The 20861-nt window shown below is 47.1% G+C and carries 16 protein-coding genes; 3 read left to right on the top strand and 13 right to left on the bottom strand.

All coding sequences use genetic code 11. The annotated features are described in order from the left end of the window. Nucleotides 1-29: 29 nt before the first annotated feature. From topA to BMY80_RS05385, 7 genes are all read right to left on the bottom strand, one after another. Nucleotides 30-2693, bottom strand: a complete 2664-nt coding sequence (topA, locus tag BMY80_RS05415) for a type I DNA topoisomerase (protein WP_093141668.1) — start codon at nt 2691-2693, stop codon at nt 30-32. Between the two features lie 99 nt (nt 2694-2792). Next, on the bottom strand, nt 2793-4139 hold the full coding sequence (gene sohB / locus BMY80_RS05410; protein ID WP_143066459.1) for a protease SohB: 1347 nt from the start codon (nt 4137-4139) through the stop codon (nt 2793-2795). A gap of 275 nt (nt 4140-4414) precedes the next feature. Continuing rightward, on the bottom strand, nt 4415-5740 hold the full coding sequence (locus BMY80_RS05405) for an MFS transporter (protein ID WP_177178498.1): 1326 nt from the start codon (nt 5738-5740) through the stop codon (nt 4415-4417). A gap of 148 nt (nt 5741-5888) precedes the next feature. Beyond that, nucleotides 5889-6773 (bottom strand): CvfB family protein, encoded by an 885-nt coding sequence (locus tag BMY80_RS05400; RefSeq protein ID WP_093141660.1) that lies wholly within the window; start codon nt 6771-6773, stop codon nt 5889-5891. A 139-nt stretch (nt 6774-6912) separates the two neighbouring features. After that, on the bottom strand, nt 6913-7203 hold the full coding sequence (gene rplY, locus BMY80_RS05395) for a 50S ribosomal protein L25 (RefSeq protein WP_031579367.1): 291 nt from the start codon (nt 7201-7203) through the stop codon (nt 6913-6915). A gap of 181 nt (nt 7204-7384) precedes the next feature. After that, nucleotides 7385-8527, bottom strand: coding sequence for a hypothetical protein (locus BMY80_RS05390; RefSeq protein WP_143066458.1), 1143 nt, complete (start codon nt 8525-8527; stop codon nt 7385-7387). Between the two features lie 353 nt (nt 8528-8880). Next, entirely contained in the window at nt 8881-10611 is a 1731-nt protein-coding gene (locus tag BMY80_RS05385; protein ID WP_093141655.1) for a carbon starvation CstA family protein, read from the bottom strand. 432 nt (nt 10612-11043) lie between these two features. Between BMY80_RS05385 and BMY80_RS05380 the strand changes: the two genes are divergently transcribed. Continuing rightward, nucleotides 11044-11637, top strand: a complete 594-nt coding sequence (locus BMY80_RS05380; protein ID WP_093141652.1) for a DUF2846 domain-containing protein — start codon at nt 11044-11046, stop codon at nt 11635-11637. A 99-nt stretch (nt 11638-11736) separates the two neighbouring features. On the opposite strand, the gene nadA is transcribed toward BMY80_RS05380, so the two are convergent. The 4 genes from nadA to BMY80_RS05360 form a co-directional block, all read right to left on the bottom strand. Then, a complete protein-coding gene (nadA, locus tag BMY80_RS05375) occupies nt 11737-12810 on the bottom strand; it encodes a quinolinate synthase NadA (RefSeq protein WP_093141650.1) in 1074 nt (357 codons plus the stop codon). 147 nt (nt 12811-12957) lie between these two features. Further along, the gene (locus BMY80_RS05370; RefSeq protein ID WP_093141647.1) at nt 12958-14004 is read right to left on the bottom strand and encodes a porin; all 1047 of its coding nucleotides are present in this window, start codon (nt 14002-14004) and stop codon (nt 12958-12960) included. A gap of 199 nt (nt 14005-14203) precedes the next feature. Next, the gene (locus tag BMY80_RS05365; RefSeq protein WP_093141644.1) at nt 14204-15286 is read right to left on the bottom strand and encodes a porin; all 1083 of its coding nucleotides are present in this window, start codon (nt 15284-15286) and stop codon (nt 14204-14206) included. Between the two features lie 716 nt (nt 15287-16002). Then, nucleotides 16003-17007, bottom strand: coding sequence for a porin (locus BMY80_RS05360; RefSeq protein ID WP_093141641.1), 1005 nt, complete (start codon nt 17005-17007; stop codon nt 16003-16005). A 475-nt stretch (nt 17008-17482) separates the two neighbouring features. On the opposite strand from BMY80_RS05360, the gene BMY80_RS05355 reads away from it, so the two are divergent. After that, nucleotides 17483-18271, top strand: a complete 789-nt coding sequence (locus BMY80_RS05355) for a DUF2057 family protein (protein ID WP_093141639.1) — start codon at nt 17483-17485, stop codon at nt 18269-18271. Nucleotides 18272-18433: 162 nt separating this feature from the next. Here the strand turns inward: BMY80_RS05355 and BMY80_RS05350 are convergent, their stop codons facing one another. Further along, the gene (locus BMY80_RS05350; protein ID WP_093141636.1) at nt 18434-19273 is read right to left on the bottom strand and encodes a methyltransferase domain-containing protein; all 840 of its coding nucleotides are present in this window, start codon (nt 19271-19273) and stop codon (nt 18434-18436) included. Between the two features lie 426 nt (nt 19274-19699). On the opposite strand from BMY80_RS05350, the gene BMY80_RS12550 reads away from it, so the two are divergent. Then, nucleotides 19700-20017, top strand: a complete 318-nt coding sequence (locus tag BMY80_RS12550; RefSeq protein WP_245730058.1) for a DNA polymerase family A protein — start codon at nt 19700-19702, stop codon at nt 20015-20017. A gap of 76 nt (nt 20018-20093) precedes the next feature. Here BMY80_RS12550 and BMY80_RS05340 read toward each other — a convergent pair. Continuing rightward, nucleotides 20094-20861 (bottom strand): PD-(D/E)XK nuclease domain-containing protein (locus tag BMY80_RS05340; protein ID WP_177178497.1); only part of this gene is annotated, 768 nt, incomplete at its 5' end.

The following is a 20861-nucleotide window of genomic DNA, read 5'->3' as shown; positions in this document are numbered from 1 at the left end:
TTTTCTTACAGACTCCGTGTCAGAGACCTTTACTTTGCCCTGGAGGTCTTTGACGTCTTTGCGGTTTTAGTCGCTTTGGCTGTTTTTGAAGCCTTTTCCACCGAGGCAACCTCCCAGGTCCTGCTCTCCTCGTTATAGAAGGCTGTAAATCCTGTTGACTTGCCCTCGGCGTTTTCAGCCATCACGTACTGCTTCTTGGTCTTGCGTGAGAAACGGATTACGGTAGGATTGCCGTCACCGTCAGCAACCGGAGCGGTTACAAAGTATCTGAACTTTTCAGGAAGGCTGTCCTGATGAGCCACGAGTTCACTTACCTTTGGAGCTCTGGTTTCACGCACCTTAGGGAAGGCGTTTGAAGCCAGGAAGATGCCTGACGCACCGTCACGCAGCACAAAGTGAGACTTGCCGTCCTTGCAGATAAGATCCTCAAAATCAACAGGATCTTCGCGTGGAGGTGCTATTTCACCGTTCTTTAAAATCTTGCGGGTGTTGCCGCATTCCTTGCTGGTACAAGCCATGTAACTTCCGAAACGGCCGTTCTTGAGTTCCATCGGCTGACCGCAGCGGTCACAGGTAATGGTAGGACCTTCAGCTCCCTTGAGCTTGAAATTGCCCTCTTCTATTTCATAACCCGGACAGTTAGGATTTGCCGAGCAGATATGAATCTTGCGGTGTTCATCTATCACGTAGCCGATCATTACCGAATTACAGATAGGACAGCGGCGCTTGGTTCTCAGGAATTCACTTTCAGAATCCTCGTTCACGAACATAGGCAGCTGATCCTCTGCAACCAGATTGATGGTCTTGCGGCAGGAGTTTTCAGACTTCTTTGACTTGCCGGAGTAATTTGAACAGGCCAGGAACACGCCGGTAGTGGCATTCTTGATAACCATGCTGCTGTGACATTCAGGACAGGCGATGGAGGTTACCACCGATATGTTGCTGTGCATGCCGCCTTCATCCTCAGACTTGCGGGCGGTATCCAGCTCTTCCTTGAAGCCCTTGTAGAAGTCGTTCAGACAGGTCAGCCAGTCAAGATGGTTTTCAGCTATGTCATCCAGCTTGTTTTCCATTTCACGGGTGAAATCATAGTCCATCAGATCATTAAAGCTGCTCTTGAGACGGTCTGTAACGATTTCGCCCATCTTTTCCGCAAAGAAGCGGCGCTGTTCGATTTTAACGTAGCCTCTTTCCTGAATGGTGGAAATAATGGTTGCATAGGTTGACGGTCTGCCGATACCTCTCTTTTCCAGTTCCTTAACCAGAGTCGCTTCGGTATATCTTGCCTCAGGACGGGTAAAGTGACGATCCGCCAGAATGTCGCTGACGTCAAGCTGATCACCGACGCTCATGTCAGGGAGCAGAACATCCTTGCGGCTGCGGTCAATCTTCATCCAGCCGTCGAACTTGATGGTCTTGCCTGAAACCTTGAATCTGAAATTACCGGCGTCAGCCTGAATTTCACGGTTAAGGAGTACGGCGCTGCTCATCTGACAGGCCAGAGTACTGTTGCGGATCAGAGTGTACAGTTCGGCCGCATCCTTGCCGAGAGCCTTGGAGATAACCGCGCTTTCACGGGTGATATCAGTCGGTCTGATGGCTTCGTGCGCGTTCTGTGCATTGTCTGATGAACTGTAGTGACGTTCCTTCTCCGGAACATATTCGTCACCGTAGGTTGCGGAAATGTATTTTCTGATGTCGGCCAGAGCTTCCCTGCTGAGATTCAGGGAGTCGGTTCTCATGTAGGTGATGAAACCCGCTTCATAGAGAGCCTGTGCCAGCATCATGGTCTTCTTTACGCCGAATCCCAGCTTGTTTGATGAGGCCTGCTGCATTGAAGACGTATTGAGAGGAGGATACGGAGCGGTGTGAACTTCCTTTTCCTCATTCTTTGTCACCCTGAAGATCTGCTGTCTGAGCTCTTCAAGATATCTGTCGGTTTCTTCCTGTGAACCTGAATGGAAAGGCTTGTCCCTGTAATGAGTCAGCGCGAATTTCACTTCCTCGCCGTTTCTGCCGAGCAGTGCGTCGATATTCCAGTATTCTTCAGGAATGAATGAACGGATCTTCTCTTCCTTCTCCACCACGAGACGTACGGCGACTGACTGCACGCGTCCGGCACTCAGACCGCGCCCCACCTTCTCCCAGAGAAGAGGTGAAACCATGAAGCCCACCACACGGTCCAGAAATCTTCTGGTCTGCTGGGCGTTGACCATGTTCAGGTCAACTTCAGAAGGATGCTTGAATGCTTCGGTAATGGCGTTTTTGGTGATTTCGTTGAAAACCACGCGCTTGAACTTTTCTTTCGGTAAACCGATTACTTCCTGCAGATGCCAGGCGATTGCTTCCCCTTCGCGGTCCAAATCGGTTGCGAGATATACGTAGTCACTCTTCTTGGCTTCAGCCACCAGTTCGGCTACTACCTTTTCCTTGCCGGGAAGAATCTCATACTGTGGAGCCCAGCCCTTCTTCTCAGGGTTGATACCCATGCGGTTAAACAGTTTGGCGTCTTTTTCGGATGCGGTACGCGCTCTTTTAACGGGCTCTGCCGATGTTCCTTTGGCCTTTGCCTGTCCTGACGGGAGATCCCTGATGTGACCCACGCTGGACTTAACCACATAATTACTGCCTAAATATTTGTTTATAGTATGCGCCTTTGCCGGGGATTCCACTATAACCAATGACTTACCCATACCGCAATATACCTCAATGTTTTTCAGGGCCCGCGCCGGGAGGCGGGAGCCGGAATTCCGTTATTCAAATATAAATGTATATGATACAGAAAACAATGTCTATCTGTATCCCTTAAAACCTAGACGGTGTATCACATCCGTGATTACACCTGCCACTGCAGCCTTCGAAACGAAACGGCTTACGAATGAATTCTTTTTCTTTTCAGTGTAGCTGACATTGAATACCGCAGCGAAGTTATCCATGTTCCTGATAATGTATTCGTCTGAGGTCATCAGGCTGTCAACAAGACCGAGTTCAAGCGCTTCGGAAGCGAGCCATACTTCACCGGTGGCCAGCTTTTCAATATCCACGTTCTTTCTGAAACGGGCAACGTGAGCCTTGAAAATACGGTGAATCTGACGCAGCTCGTCACGGCACTTTTCCCTGGCTTCCTCAGTGTTTTCACCGAAGGCGGAGAGGGTTCTCTTGTATTCGCCGGCGGTAATCTGTTCATAATCCACATCATACTTCTTCATCAGTCTGTTGAAGTTAGGAAGTTCCATCACCACGCCGATTGAACCGATGTATGAGAACGGAGCCGCGATGAGATTGTCCGCCACGCAGGCCATGAGATAACCGCCGCTGGCCGCCACCTCGTCAACCGCAACCGTAAGTCTGGCTCCGGTTCTCCTGAGACGTTCGAGCTGGGAAGCGGCAAGGCCGTAGCCGTTTACGGTACCGCCGGGTGAAGTGAGTCTGATTACCACTTCATCGCCTTCAGCCAGTTCATCGGCAAGAAGGTTTACGGCTCTTCTCAGATATTCAACCTCGTTGCAGTCGGTTGAACCGTCGAAATCAATCACGAACATCAGTCTGCCGGTTACGGACACGGTCATGTCCGAATTTACTGAAAGAGTGAAACCGTTGGATTCCTTGAGATTTACTGATTCGATTACTTCCTCTTCGGTTTCATCACTGTCTGCCTTCGCGGCTTTCTCAGCGTCTTCAGCTTTTGCTTCCGCCTTTGCTTCAGCCGGCTTTTCGGCTTTATCGGCCTTTCCGGCCTCAGAGGCGCTGTCCTTCGCTTCGGCAGCCTCGTGTTCCTTCTTTCTGAAGTTTATAAGGGCTTCAAAACCCTGCTGTACAAGCTTCTTGTTGGCGTCCTTGTCTTCGCCTTCCTTTAATTCGTCGCCCTTTTCCTTGATTTTGTTGAAAACCTCATAGGTATCGTCATCAAGAGCCTTGAGCATGCTCTTTTCCAGCGTTTCCTTTTCCTCGCTTAAACGATCACCGTAGTTCTCGATGGTGAAGATGATGTCATCATCCTTCTTTTTGTTTTTGGCGGATACCGCGGACACCACAGACTTGATGACGGCACCGCAGACAACAGCCAGGACAGCCAGCACAACCAGAATAATAACCACCTTGGAGGCGAAAAGTAACAGTTCTAACCAGAAATCGTACATAACAGGAATATTCCTTTTTCAAGACGGGGCTTGTTCCCCGCATCATGTGAGTCCCCGGGTACCGGTAAGACGCCGGAACGGCGTTTTTTCACAATAATAAGGTACGGGGCCTCAAAAATATTTGGTAAATTACAGATATAAAACGTATTTTGTCAAGATTTATGAATTATTTTTTATCTTTCTGACAAATATTGTCTATTTTACGAGCGATTTTTAACCAGAGATTCCTTCCTTTCATTAATTATCAGTCAGGCTTCGGAACATCATCCGGGACATCAGTCCTTTCTGCTGATTCCGACACCCGAAACCGCAAAAAGCAGAACCACGGCTATGGCGGTAAAAACAATTCCCGTCTCAAAAACCAGCACCGTTCCCCCGGCCGACATGGCTCTTGACACCAGATATCCGGAAATAATGCCTCCGGTGTGAACGCTGTTGTTGTAGAGCGTCGTGGCCTGTCCGGGGAATTTCGGCAGCAGTTCCTGCATGTATACCATGCCGAGGCTGGCGAGTATACCTATGAAGATGGCATTGAAAATCTGCATGAAAAGAAGAGAGACGGAGCTTATAGGTCCGAAGGAGAGACTTACATAGAACAGACAGCCGAAGCATCCGCAGAGGATAATCAGGGTTTTCAGGCCGATTTTACGGGCAAGTCCGCCGCAGTAAATCATTACCGGAATTTCCAGGAGAGCAGCAAGTCCCATCATGACGCCCGGAAGTCTGTTCGTGTCAATCAGCGTTCCGGCAACGGAAGCCTCCCTGGTAACAAAAACCGGCATGCTGATAAGATAGGCTGAATTGCAGCACCAGAGCAGCATGAATGCCAGAAACAGAAAGACAATGCTCATGACATTGCCCGACTTCAGCAGATTTTTAAAGCCGCTGGAAGAGTCACCTTTCACGTCTTCCGCATGAGCCTCAGACTGAGAGTTCCTTCCGGTTTCATTCGAATTTTCGGTATCCATGAGATCACCGATGGATGAAGACGGCGTATCTTCAAAATCATGCTCGGAACCGGATTTGAACAGAGCCTTCGGCATCATGAAGAACGCCACCAGCGCTCCGGTCAGGAAAATCATGGTTGCCACCATAAAGGTGAACCGACTGCCGTAGTCCACGAAAAGAACGTAGGCTATCGGAGGTGTCATGACCCATGACAGAGAGAACACGGCACGCAGATATGAGGTAAACATCAGCGCATCACCGTATTTAAGCAGCGCATACTCGCGGGCCAGTGCAAACACCTGCGGCGTAGCCACCATGGAAATGCTTGAAAAAGCCACGCCCGCGGTCACGATAATGCCGTAATCGGGAAAGAATATATAGGTCAGTGTCGTGAGAGCGCCTGCGGAATAGCCCAATATCATCAGATCGCGGCGGGACAGCTTTGAATCCGAAAATTTCGCTATTATCTGGGTTACGATGATTCCGCTTACGGCGGAGATGATGAAGAAGTTACCGAGCTGACTGCCGTCGGCATGAACCTCGTTCATCAGGTAGAGGCTCATTATCGGCAAGGTCATGGCCAGAGAAGAACCGGAACAGAATATTAATGTCAGAAATGAAAAGAATCTTTTATTAAGATATTCCTTAATCATACAAACCTGCCTGCCGAAATCATGTCTCGGCCTCAAAGGCATCCGCATCAGCGGAACCTGCGGGAATAACAACTGCAGATTCAGGCACGGATGCATACATGTTACGGCATGATTTCAGATCCCCGTCATGCCGGAATAACGCACGTGATTATTCTTCGTCTGCTTCGGCGCCCACGTCGGCACCTTCGGCTCTTTCAACGATTCTGATGCCGTTTTCAAGAAGCTCGATGCGGTGCATTCTGTAGAGACCGCCGATAACCTTCTTGAACTTGCCCTTGCTCATATGGAAACGCTGTTCGATTTCCTCCGGACTTGAAAAGTCCCCGAACGGCAGGAAGCCGTCCGCAAGAGCCAGCTCGCGCAGCAGAAAATCTGTACTGCTGGCAACCCCGGTCATTCCGCTTCCGGAAAGAGAGAGATTAACCCTGTAGTCACGACGGATGGAATGAATGTATCCCTTCATTCTCCTGCCTTTGACAAGGTCCACACCCAGAGCGTCCTTTTCGGCAAGAAGACCGTAGAACAGATTGTTGACCAGCATCTTGTAGCCCAGCGGAGTATGGCTGATTACGGTAAGATCGACTCTGTCTCCTGACTTGAGACTGCAGCCTCTCGGGAGGGTATCACTTACGAAACGGTCAAACTTCTGGGTTCCGAAGAGGCGTCCGTCCCTGTCCTTTGCCACGTAAACCAGACATTCATCTCCCGGCTTCAAACGGCGGAGCTGTTCCCTGAACGGAATCATCAGATCCTTGCGGATGCCCCAGTCAAGATAAGCGGCACCCGGAGTAACGTCCTTCACAGTCAGTCTGCCTGCTTCTCCGAGCAGAACCCTTGGACGGTGGGCGGTGACGGTCAGTCTGCCGTCATCCATGTAACAGAACACCTCAACCAGCAGCCCAGGTGTCGGATTTTCAGGAAGCTGAGACAGGGGAAGAAAGACCTCGCCGTATTTTCCGGCATCCAAAAAGCCACCCTTGTCATCCACTCTGACCAGAGCGAGTTCATTCATTTTTCCGATTTCAACTTCCATAATTACCCAACCTTAACGTTTACATGCCGAGAGGCTGTTCCGTTCAATAAATTCTCAAGCAAATCATATAAAAAAGCGCCCTGAAATAAACATAATTTACTTTCAGGACGCTGTTTTTCAGATTATGTCGTAAACTGAATTACACACGCATAAAATCGATGTGAATTAAAGTACCGTTTACTGGGTGACGCTGAATAGCTACAGGCTTAACAGCGATTTCTTCACCGCCGGCTACAGCTAAAACGATGCTGTCTTCATAGAAAGACTTGTTCTGCTGAGCAGTGAAGAGCTTTGCGTTATCTAAAGATAAAGCAACTGGTTCCTTGTCACCACCATATACGATTACTGGAAGAAGGTTGTTACGACGAAGGCGGCGGCTCGCACCTTTCCCGAAGTCGTTACGAATCTGGGCATCAAACTTATAAGCCATTTTGAATTCTCTCTATATAGTAAATTTAAACAATCGGACTGACAATGCGACCGTCGTCAATCCATAAAAAAAACCGGTCAACCGATTTATGCGAGCGAAGTTTACCATTAGGTCATTAATTTATCAAGGTTTTTTGTGGTAAAAATCACTCTGTCGGTTTTTCCGGTGTTTTTTCCTGTTTCTAAAGGTACTGTTTCAGTCTCTCTTCAAGAGAATTCAGCATGTCATCATCTTTATTCACGGATAATTCATCAAGATGTCTGACATATTCCGGATTACTCAGTCTGTTTTCGGAAGCCTCCATCAGCTTACTGAAGGTATTGAACCGCGGATACTCAGCATGCATTTCGTTTGATTCCCTTATCTTGTAAACCAGTGTAGCGATAAGCGGTACGGTCATCACAGCAAAGAACCAGCCTATTGCATCGGCGAAAAATCCGATGTCCGCCCACACAAACAGGATTAGCATTGCCGCGTCGAGTACGGTAATGAACGCCAGTCCCATCACCGTATCATCAACCGGCCGGACTCTGTTTTTAAAGACAGTCATTACCTGTTCATACTTTTCCTTCGGATTCCCGGTTGTTCTATACGCCAGTTCAACGGCATTTTCATCATAATTGTATTTATGACACTGCGGACATTCACGGATGGCGGGTCCTATGTGCATTTCTCTGTCCGGATTGATTTCATTACCGCAGTACCAGCAGACTCCTTCATGACATCTGTCAATGACTTTAGGGTTCTGAGATTCCTTTTCAGCAGACTCTGCTTCCGCGGAATCCCGGCCCCCCGCTTTTTCAGGTCTCTGTCCCTGTCTGAAAAGACAGGAACTCCATCTGTTCAGAATGTCCCGGTAGTATTCGGGAATAAACACTCCGGATTTATCAAGAATCTTGAGATGCGCCACGTTGTGCATTCTTCTGCCGGATTCCGCCAGAATCATTTTTCCGGGAAGCGCGTAGTAATTTCTGTACCTTCTGAGGCATCCCGCAAGATACGCGCCCCCCGGCACAACAATCGCTATTGCCACCAGAATTCTGAAGTCACAGGAGTGAAATCTCACCACAATGTACACGACCATAAGGAACATGAACACCAGTGTAAAACCGACGCCCCAGATGGTTAATCCGGTCTTGCGTCTGATGCGGTCGTATTCCCTTACCCCGCCGTTCACGGCCTCGCGAACCCCATCAGCGGCAAACACGTTACCGCATTTGCTGCAGGTAACCACGGGATTCCCCAAGGGATTTTTATCTCCGAATATCTCAACGGTATTATCTTTCTTTGTCTGACACTTAGGACATGTTACTTCTATCAGCATGATGAATTCTTCCGGAAAACAAAAGCATAATCCGCCGTTTTCCTTCATTCGGTCTCTCTTAAGTGACTCATCATGACGGCCCTGCCGGCGGCAATACAAACATACATACCATGATATATGCTGCTACTGTAATTATAAACCGCGTCATTTGACATCTGCGAGAAAAATCAAGAGATCCCGGAAACATGTTTCCTTTCTGGGAATAAAAACGGAAATTATCTTACAGAAGCATAAAAAAGGATCGGCTCCTTTCAGAGCCGATCCTTTCAGGTACTGAAAATCATGGAACAGTCAGCGGGAAAAAATCATCCGCACCGTCTTCCATGTTTTCCCGTAACGGAAACTCCCCCGCTTCAGATTCTGTGCTTAACGGTTCTGTAAACAATGGTAAGAGACAGAATAACCAGCAGAGCCGCCATGAAAATCAGGAAGATTGAAGAAACCGTAAGAACGGTATTGGTACTGATATTCTTCACGGCGATTTCCACAAGACCCCAGATACTCATTACAATCATCAGCACTGTAGGAATAAGGGCGATGATGTAATTAGCCTTTTTGGCGAACAGATAAATGGTTACGGCCAGAAGAGTCAGTGAAGCCAGCAGCTGGTTGGATGCACCGAATACCGGCCAGATGGCGGTGGCACTTCCGGAAAATACCATGAAGCCTGCCAGAACAAGCACCAGCAGTGAAGCCACAAAAGCATTTGATGAAGTAGCCTTAAGCATACCGAACAACTTTCTGAGACCTCTGTCTGTCACAGGAGATTCACATGGAGCCCTGACGTACTCAATCCTGTCGGAATCCCTGTGTTCCTTAACGTATGAAGGAGAGAAAAGTTCCTGCCATACGAAACGGCCGAGTCTGGTTGCGGTATCAAGTGATGTCAGCATGAATGCGGAAATTGACAGACTGATGAATACGGTACAGATTTCCACAGGCAGACCCAAAGCACCCACGAAGGTACCTATGCCTGAACTGAAGGCTGTAACCGGATTCTTTGCGGCTTCAGCAAAGTTCGCATCAGACAGCCAGATAACGGCAATTATACTCATTACGCCGAGAACACCTTCCACAATCATTCCGCCGTAACCGATTAACTGAATATCCTTTTCGGCACGGATCTGCTTTGAGGTGGTACCGGAAGATACCAGTGAATGGAAGCCGGAACATGCACCGCAGGCAATCAGAATGAACAGCTCAGGGAACAGACTGCTTTCTCCGGAACCTACCTTGACGGAATAATCAACAAAGCCGGTCAGTTCGATTGACGGATTGTAAACCACGATACCCAGAACCCCGAAAATAATCATGGCATAAAGGAGGTATGAGCTGAGGTAATCTCTGGGCTGCAGAAGCCACTGTACCGGACATACTGAAGCAACCAGAGCATAAATACCGAGAAATGCCAGCCATACGTTTCGAACCTGTTCCCTGTCAAGACCGAACAGCACGGTTAAATCCAGCTGACATCTGTATGCCAGATAAACAGAGGCGAATACCAGCGGAACAAAGATGACGGTGGCAAGTCTCAGGGACATTCCGCGTGAGGTGCAGAAGCCGAAAACAGGCGCCATGACAATGAAGATGATTGAGGCGGTGGCCACGGCAGGACTTGCCACAAAGGTATTGGCTACCAGCATGCCGAACACTGCCACTACCAGGATGAGACATGCCCAGCAGAAGAACAGAAACAGCTGACGTCCCCAGATACTCATTATCTTTTCAATAATGTAACCTATTGAACGTCCGTTATTGCGTACGGAAAGGAACAGTGCCGCGAAATCATGCACCGCGCCGATGAATACGCAGCCAATGAAAATCCACATCAGCGCCGGAATCCATCCGAAGCGGCATGCCACGATAGGTCCGATTATGGGACCTGCACCGGCAATGGAGGCGAAATGATGTCCGAACAGGACTGCAGGATGAGTTGGAACATAATCCACGCCGTCATTGTTTACAACGGCAGGAGTTGCGATACTGTTATCGACTTTAAACAGTCTGGCTATGAATCTTCCGTAGATTCTGTACCCGAAAGCGAAATACAGCAGAGCAATAACCAGTAGAATTAAACCATTCATAAAAGCTAAACTCAGATATTTTTTTAAGATTTGACTACTTTAAATGCAAATAACCGTTCATTAAAAAGGTATCTGACAGTTCTCCAGTAACAAAATAAAAAAACAACCCCGCCACATAAAGTGACGGGAATAATCATCGACTGCAGATTATACCATGATCTTTAAGTACATAATACAGTTGCCTGACATCTGCTTCGGATACCTGCCGAATCATCAGTTAACATCTGAATATTCACATATTTTGATGTATCTCATAATTACCAAAAAACATACGGTCTGACAGCCTGAACGGTGTTACGCTTGTAATTTGAAGATGTATCTGTAAATTATCGACCTGACAACACGTCCGCTGCAGATACGGCTGTTTATGCCGCCACATCTTTAACCGCTTCAAAGATACTTCCTTTTTCAGCCGGAAATATCAAATGTGTAATGTCATACATACAGAGAGATACCGCAATGATAAAAATACTGATTTTACTGGCAGGTCTGCTTTTGATTAATTTCTGCGCCGGCTGCGCGAAAGTAGCCGTTCAGGGCCGTCAGGCCGACACTTACGCAAAGGAATTCAATCCGCCGCCGTCAGGCTGGTCCGGATTATACATATACCGCACCAGAAACATCATGGGATCTGCACTTAAAAAAAGTCTGTACGTAGACGGCCAGTTCATAGGAGAAACAGCACGCGGAGTATTTTTCTACAGACTTGTTGAACCCGGAATGCATATTCTGAAAACCGAATCTGAATTCAGTGAGAATGATCTGGAGATTCAATGCATTGAAGGGAAAAACCACTACGTTAATCAGGCTCTCAGGCCGGGACTGTTTGTGGGAGGAGCCTATCTGTCCGTCGTTGAAGAAACTGAGGCACAGAATGACATAAAAGGCTACCGGCTCGCCGAAAACAAAGACAATCCGGAAAAAAATCTGGAGGAATACACCGGAAGGCCCGGTACCGGCTCTATTCCGGGACCAAGAAACCGGAGTGATTTCGAGATATTAAATACCACTCAGGAATCCGACTGACCTTCCTTTTTCCATAATCATCAAACGGCAAATCCTCCGCACCGCCGTCATGCCGAGGCGAAACAGAGGACTGCATGAAGACTGAAATCAGTCACCTGATCAGATGCGTACGCCTGATTCGTATAAAGCCTGAACGCTTCCCGCCTCCTTGAGTCGTGCAGAGAAGTCCAGCAGTCTGTTAAGGGAAATCAGTGCCTTCTGTCTGATATCCTCATCGACATGAATTTCATGTCCTTCAGGATTGTCCAGAAGCTTTTCAATGAGAGGAAGAGTATTCTGTCTCATCCATGGACAGTGGGCACAGCTCTGACAGGTGGCGCCGGCACCGCCGTTAGGAGCAGGGATAAGCACCTTGTCAGGACAAGCCTGTGAAATCTTGTAGAAAATACCGATATCGGTGGCAATGATGAATTCCTTCGCATCCATTTCCTTAACCTTGTTAAGGATCTGAGAGGTTGAACCAGCAAAGTCCGCCAGTGCGGTAACGTCGGCGGGAGATTCAGGATGAACCAGAACCCTGGCATCAGGATGTTCAGCCATGAGAGCCTTCAGTGCGGCAGCCTTGAAATCATCATGCACTATGCAGTGTGCCTGCCATCTCAGCATTTCAGCACCGGTCTGATTGCAGATGTATGAACCCAGATGACGATCCGGAGCCCAGATAATCTTCTTGTCGCAGAGTTTAAGATATTCAATCATTTCCAGGGCAATGGAGCTGGTAACGACATAGTCGGCTCTGGCTTTTACGGCAGCGGAGGTATTGGCATAAACAACCACGCAGTGATCAGGATGCTCGTCGCAGAACTTTCCGAATTCATCTGCCGGACAGCCCAGATCAAGTGAACATTCAGCCTTTAACTCAGGCATGAGGATGGTCTTTTCAGGTGACAGAATCTTGGCGGTTTCACCCATGAAACGCACACCTGCCACGATAATGGTTCTTGCAGGGTTGTTACGTCCCCATTTAGCCATTTCCAGCGAGTCACCGATAAAACCGCCGGTCTTTTCGGCAAGCTGCTGAATCTCGTTACCGGTATAGTAGTGAGCTATTACCACCGCATCCTTTTCCTTAAGCCTGGCTGCAATTCTGTCGGTATATTCTTCGATTTCCCTGCTGCTTAAAGGCTGAGGAATTTCTGGTAAACTGAGATTGGTTAAATCAGGAATGTACATTGCTCTATCTCCTGCATTCGGCTCTCTATTTCCGGTAACTGGATATATCCGTTTTTTCATCCGGCTGAACCGTTTCAATGCCTTCTTATACTTGTCTTAATATCTCTAAAATAAACTGCAGACCGGGAGTATGCTGCAGTCCGCCAACTAGAAGTTATACTGTAAGTTGATCATGTAGGCCTCGTGCTGATGGTTTTCCTCTGCGGGATAATCCACTCTGCCGAGTCCGAATCTGCCTTCGGCATAGGCCATGAAAGCCGGGGTGAAATGATAGGCCACCTGACCGGTGATTTCAGAAACCTCTCTCCGGTTGTTTTCATAACCGTAGTAGCCGTAGCCCGCGGTAAAGCCCAGACCGTTTTCCATGGTATAGCCCAGCACGCCCTCATAGCCTGACATATGATGATCTTCTCTCTGATACTTGTCACGGCTGTAAACGAATGCAGTGTACAGACCGTCATTCAGATGACCGTAGCTTATGCCTGAACTGAAGCTGTGTCTGTCCCCTGCCGGACTCTGATGGAAGTCATACCAGTCATAGGCAAGAGAGAAAGCCAGACTTTCAGCCGGACCGTCCTGCCAGTTGTAGGCCAGGGCCACGGCATAACCGGCGTTCACGTCAAGATCCTGCTTAACACGGGTATCATGATTGAGATGTTCAGCCATTCCGGATCTCGGAGTCTGATAGCTGAAACCTAAAGTGTAACCGCCTACGGCGTTTACATACATAATCTGCCCTTCCTGACGACCGCCGAGTTCCCAGTAGCTGTTGGAAGTGTTGCCGTAATGCTCAAAGACATCGGTCATGCCCACGGTAATGTATTTTGCGGTATCACCCTGCCCGAAAACAAGAGTGCCGTACTGACACAGATCAAAACCGGTGTAGGCATAACGGGTATTGAAATGACCGTTTTCGGAAGATTCGGAAGCGACCTCCCACTCACCGAAGGCAATGCCTTTAATATTGGTTACCAGGGTGGTGGAAGCGGAAACACCGATTCTCGCCTCTCCTTCCACGGAAGCACCGGACTTCTGATTGTGGTCTCTGGTTTCATTTGCGGCTCTGTTGTAGAAACCACCTTCAAAACGCCCGAAAATACTCAGATCGGTACCGTTGTCGCTGTATACATTCACGGCCTGGGCAGATCCTGACAGCAGTCCCAAAGTCACTGCCGTAACCAGTGGTAATCTCATATAAACACTCCGTTAAAATATTGTGTTGAGCAATATTATCACAAATACACCTAAAATTCCGATTTTATTGGCAGCGTATTTTCTCTTTCTGCGGATGAAAACGTTGCCTTGCCGGACTCACAAAAAAACCGGACTCCCGTGCGGGAATCCGGTTTATGCCAGTCTGTACTTTCCTAACCGGAAAGAGCTTCAGACATTATTAGAAGTTGTACTGAACACCAGCGGTGAACCAGTTGTGGTTGTTGTCCTTGAATCTGGTCTTTTCAGGAAGGGTCTTGTTATCAGTATGCTTTGAAGTGGCGAATGATGCATCTGAGTAAACAAGGAACTGTTCGTTGAAGTTGTACTTGATTTCAGCATTAATATCGTTAACAACGGTCATGCCGCCAATCTGACGGTTTTCATATCCCAGGAGGAACTGCCAGCCTGAAATACCGTAGCCTGCAACAACTTCATAGCTGTTGGTGTTGCTGAGTCTGTAGTTGTCATGCCTTGCGTACTTGGAAAGCTGGTAAGCGGCAGCACCGTAGAAACCGTCATCAAGATCACCGAGTGAAAGACCGAATGCAAAAGAGTCCTTGCTTAAGTACTTTGTTAAAGAAGCTTCATCTTCTGCAGGGTTCTGGTCGATACCGTGAACGTAGTCCAGATCATAGGTATCGTAACCTGCTGACAGATATACAGGGAAAACTTCTTCGTTGAAAGTATAGCCTAAAGAAACCGCTGCACCTGATTCAACACCGTCGAGACCTGCACTCTGGAAAGAGGTAGCGAAGTTAAAGCCGTTCAGACCGTCGATTGCATAAATGATCTGACCTTCCTGACGGCCGCCGTCTGCGTAATCACCGAAGGTGTTGGCGGCGAAGCCAACATCTTCAAACATATCGGTTACGGAAAGAGTGTTGTAGATGGCACTTTCAGTCTGACCGAACTTCACAGAACCGAAATGATCGGTTTCAATACCTACGGTTGCATAACGGGTATCAAACTTGCCGTTTTCAGAAGATTCTGAAGCAACTTCCCATTCACCGAAAGCAACGGCATTAACGCCGTCGTAGATTCTGGTCTTGGCATCAACATTGAGACGGGCTGTTCCCTGGAGCTTAACCTTGTGGCTTTCGGTTTCATCAAAATACTTGTCAGCGAAAACACTGTTTACGTTACCCTGTAAACGGCCGCCGAGACTGAGGCTGGTGCCTTCATTGTTATATACGGTTGCGGCATTTGCGGCAGAAACTGAAACAAGACTTGCGGCGAGAGCCAGTAATGATTTCTTTAACATGTTATATTCCTTCATATTTTATTCTAGCCCGGAGGCTTTTATCTTTTATTTTTTTAAGAACGTCACAATTATACATTTTTTGTTAGACTTTGCTAACAATTTTTGCATAAATACCGTAACTACACTCTGAATACCATCAGGTATTCTCAATTATGACTGATGCATGTTCCAGGCCATAAGTACCATATTTTAAACACTTTCGCGAATTTTCAGCCCCCCTGTTCCCGTAAAACTTCAAATTCCCAAATGAAAAAAAATATCATTTTCTACAGGCGGCACCTGCGGAAACAACGGTATCTTCATATTTTACGGATAAAGGAAACCGGCATCTGAAAAGAACCCGGCGAACCTGTCTTTCTTTCCGGAAAACATATTTTCTTCCGTCACGGTTCTTCCGGAATTACCGGGAAGGTAAAAACCGGACTGAACAGACCGGCAGTCTGAAGCACCAAAACAATGCATAAGAACGGATAAGGATTGTCTCCCTGCGCATATACGGAACCATAAACAAGAAATAGAAGGAAACAAAACAATTCCGTAACGGCAGAGAGACAAAAAGAAAACCCACGGACGGCGTCATCTGTGAGTCAGAAAAAAAGGTCAGTAAGATTTTCAGTAGCAACCGACCGTAAGTGCAGTCCTGAATCAAACGTACTTACCGACCAAAAGAATATAATGTTAAGTAATCAATATGAAAATAACTTCAGCATGAGGCATTAGAAGTTGTACTGAGCTGCGATTGCAACCTTGTCGTCACTTCTCTTACCGGTAGACTGAATCTTTCTGCCGTATGCATCAACGGTATCGATATCGGTAACACCGAGTTCTGAATCGAGGAATACACGGAAGTTAGAGTTGAAGTTGTACTGAAGTTCGCCGATGAAGTTGCTCCTGAGGATTGCACTGCCCTGTCTTAAGTTCTGGTAACCCAGGTAGAGAACCCAGCCGTTTTCCCAGCCGTAAGATGCTAAAGCTTCCCAGCCGTTCTTGTTCTTTGATTCATCGTAGTCGGTGAACTGGTAGATTAAACCTGAGTAGAAACCGTCACCTTCAGTACCGAGAGATAAACCGGCAGCAACGGAATTTCTGTCATCGGTAGAGTTGCGGATATCGTAGTAGTCATAACCTACGGTTGCAACGAGAGGCAGGGAGAAATCGAAAGTGTAACCTACGGAAGTGGCCGCACCGTTGTTAACGGCATTGAGACCTGCTGACTGATAGGTTGCGTTGAATACAAAACCCTTGTTGGTATAGTTGTACTTGATCTGACCTTCCTGACGGCCGCCGAATTCCCAGTAGGTGTTACCGCGGGAACCGTATTCAGAGAACACGTCGGTTCTGTCGATTACATAGTAGATACCGGTATGATCCTGACCGAAGGTTAAGGTACCGTAGTTGTCAGTCTTGAAACCTGCGTATGCGAAACGGGTGTTCCACTTGCCGTTCTGTGAGGTTTCAGCACCGACCTGCCATTCAGCGAAGCCTAAAGCCTTAACGCCGTCAGCGATTTTGGTATTGGCGTCAACACGTAAACGTGCGCTGGTTTCCACTGCAGCCTTGTCGTGACTGGCGGTGGCTTCAACGCTGTTATAGTTTGCCTGAACACGGCCGCCGAGAATTAATGAAGAATCATCTGTCTTGTAAATTGAGGCAGCGTTTGCTGAACCGAATGCCAATACTGCAACTGATGCTGTGAGTAATTTTATTCTGATAGTAGTCATAATATCTGTTCCTTCATAAAGTTGTTTTAAAAATTCTAATTATATTTATCAGTCCAAACCGAAAACCTACGAATGATATAGCAAATCTGTACAGCTTCCAAGCTCAAACATGATTTCATACCAAAGTGATATGTTTTGTATGTTTTACAGAACATACTATATCCTATAGGTTTTTTGATGTCAATCAAAAATTTTAAAAAAATTATTTTCGGCTGTTAAACAGCCTGTTTATCAGGGTTTCTTATATACTTCATTGAAAAAATCATATAAACATATAGGAATTTACATAAAATAATTTCCGTTATATCATACTAACATACAGGGAATTTTAGCATTGGCCAAAATTCAAACCTCGGGTTATAATGCAGAAACTTTCAGAATAAATACTTTCGGAAAATTCTCTCCCCCGGTTCTGTGTCTGACGGGCGGCATTCGGAATTCTCCGGTAACACAAGACTAACAAAAGGAACAGTTAATGAAGAAGCATTTCATATTATCAGCAATTCTGGCGGCAGGAACACTTACCGCGGCAGTCGGTACTGAGGCTGCCACCTTCAAAACACCGAAGAACTACAACGTTATTATTGCCGACGGTGCCAAAACCAGCGGATTCTTCACCGACACCAGGGAACTGGAACTGTCAGAAGGCAGACACCAGATTGTGGTAATGTTCAAAGGCTCCTTCAAGAAGGGCCATGACAAGCTGATTGCTTCAGCCGTGAACCCGGTGGTAATCAACCTGCCGGACGTAAAGAAGGATGACGCCTTCACATTCACCTACCCTCGCATCAGCGGCTATGATGAAGCCGTTGATTATGCGGACAGACAGGTCATCACCATTACAAGAAACGGTGCCAGAGCAACCGAAGATGAAGCATCATACATTATTTTAAAGTCTGACAAGGGCTTCCAGCTCGACCGTGATTTCATAGGAGAACTCAAGAGTCTTGATCTGCTCTATGTTTCCGAGGAAAACAGGGAACAGAAGAAGGACACCGTTCAGGAACTCACCAAGTGCAGGGACTCCTTTACCGACTGCCCTACCGAAGTGGTGGTAAGCTCTGAAAACGTGGTTGCCGTTTCTGAAAAGACGGCTTCAGCCGCCGGAAACGCCGGTGCCTCAGCTGCAAAGGCTGCAGAAGTCACTTCCGGAAAATCATCAGCAAACGTAAACACCCAGATGCTTGAAGGTCTCAAGTCAATTTACAGCAGTGCCGATCCTGATACCCGGAAAGCCTTCAGGGAATGGATTAAGAACAACTGATGATTTTCAGAGTTTCTGAAATTACGCGGGCTCACGTCTCTGACATGCCGGAAACGCCGGATATGATTCAGAAGACGTGAGCTTTTTCTTTCGGTCACAAGGTCTCAGAGACTCCGGAACGTGTCACGGCTCCGGATTTTTACGGCAGCAGGATGAAGACTTTCAGTTTTCTTCTTTTCCGTTTTCCGAAATTCCGACTTCGGATTCTGCAAGCGGCTCGGTCCAGATATGGATATATCTTCCCAGATGGGCAAAGTCCTCGCTTCTGCTGTATTCAAGCTCGAAGGAAAGCAGATCATCAAACTTGCTTACCTGCTCGGTCTTGTCTCTCATGTAGTCATGAATGATGCGTACCCCGCTCATTCCGGAAACGGTAAAGCCGTTTTCGGCAAGCCAGCGTCTGACTTCGCTGATATACAGGGGAGTTATCGGCGTAAGCTTCTGACGGCGCTTTTTGACAAGCCCCTGCCTTATGTAGTCGAAGTTCCCCACCACAAGGCTCTGGAACAGCAGCGCGGTACGATTGTAGAACATCAGGGAAAGCATGCCGTCCGGGGCCAGCATGGATTTAAGGATTCCTATCACCGGTTTCGGATCCACCAGCCATTCAAGCACGGCATGACATATCACCAGATCGAATTTCTGATCGGGAAGGATTTCATTAAGCTTCTGAACCTCGCCTCTGATGAAGGTTATGCTTCCGGAAACGGGATGCTCCTCCAGTTCTCTTTTACCGAGATCAAGCATATCCTGAGATATGTCAACCAGAGTCACGTCATGGCCTAAGGCGGCGAGCTTCATGGCGATATACCCGAAACCGCCTCCGGCATCGAGAATTCTCAGATGACGGGACATCTCTGGACGGGCAAGAATTTCCTCCAGGTCACGCCAGACCACGGCACCGCGGATTTTACCCTTGCTGGTTCCGTATATCTGCTTTTTAAAAAATTCAGCCCTGTTATCGAAGCTCTGATCGTGAGGTGGCGCTTTCTGTTTCAACATCGGATATCCTAAATTCAATATCAGTTTTTATTAAGACCTCTTTTTTCCGCATCGGCGTTTCTGATGTCTGCAGTCAGTTAAAAGCTGAATCAGATGATGCGTTTCAGACCAGATTTATTTTTCTGAACAGAAGGTCTTCTTATAAAAAAGCTGATTCATTACTAAAACACAAAAATTTCCCGGTGCAATTATAGGAGATTTTTACGCATCCAAGAACACTAATTAACTTACCGTGAAAAATTTATCCGGTACGGCAGGGCATGAACGGTGAGTACTGAATGTTCCCGCCGGTTATTTTTTCACACGGTAGGCGAATCCAGCTACCATAGAAACTTTTCATAAGCCCCATTAACGTAAGACAATATTTCGTGGAGGTCGTTTCATATTGTCTTACGAAAGCTCGCCTACGTAAAACCCCGCATCGGCATGAACCAGTTCGGGGGCGAGAGTGTTACCTATGAAGGCATTGGTGCCACCAAGAAATGGGAGCGTATTGAAAGCTATGGGCCAAAGTTTGTTGAAAACATCGTACAGGCAATCGCAAGAGACATTCTCTGCTATGCCATGAAGACCTTACGTCATTGCAGCATCGTGATGCATATTCACGATGAGCTGGTTATTGAAGCCAATCCGCGAATGAGCCTCGATGCTGTATGTGAACTGATGGGACGCACACCACCATGGGCTGACGGGCTAATTCTGGAAGCGGCAGGCTATACATCCCTCTACTACAAGAAAGATTAAGACTTAACTTGATCGGTAACTTAGTCAGGTTCTACCGATCAAGTATTCTTTGACTCGGTTGCCATGCTTGAACATTTTATTTCAGCTTTCTTCCAACAACGACACATTCCTTTTTACAGAAGCATATGCCATAGGTAAGAACAGCTTTGATGTCGTTGCGTTTAATGTACGGATCGGCATATTTCTTTTGAATTATCTGTTCAACGGCATCCTGAGCAATAAGCACTTTGTCTTCGTTTTCGTCTGAAGTCTGTTTTAATTCCAGAATGACGATAATTCCTCTGCTTCTGATAGATTTGATTATCAAATCTATGTATCCGTTTCCTGATTCAAAATTTGATTTCTGCTCTTCAATGAGAGATGTGCCGTTCACCAGTAATCCGTTCATGAAACCGTGGTAATAGTTTTCCTTCGGAGCGTTGGCTGCAAAATCTCTGATTGAAACGTATTTGCCAAGGAGCGTGTTAAGGTTGTCCTGAACTTTTTCGGCATCACCTTCAAACAAACCTTTTACCAGTTCAGCGGTACTGGATTTCATAACTGAATTGTTCTTAAAATAATTCAGAATTCTGGATTTAAAGCATTTTCTGATTTCTTCATTAGGAATATAAACACTGTACTCATCACTTTCAGGATTATGGGACTGGGGTTCAAAAGTTAAATACCCGGTATAAAGCAGCAGAGTCCAGAAATCATTTATGTCATGGTTCTGCAAATCACCGTAGCACAGCGCCGCTCTTACTTCTGCGGTTATTGATTTACCGTCCAGAAGGTCCTGCATCAGATCAACGTCTTCAGGCTCGATAAAGCCCATGAATTCTTCGATAACATCGTTACCGCTGGT

The sequence above is a fragment of the Ruminobacter amylophilus genome, from assembly GCF_900115655.1.
In the GTDB taxonomy this organism is placed as follows: domain Bacteria; phylum Pseudomonadota; class Gammaproteobacteria; order Enterobacterales; family Succinivibrionaceae; genus Ruminobacter; species Ruminobacter amylophilus.
This window is presented reverse-complemented; position numbering and strand designations above follow the sequence as displayed.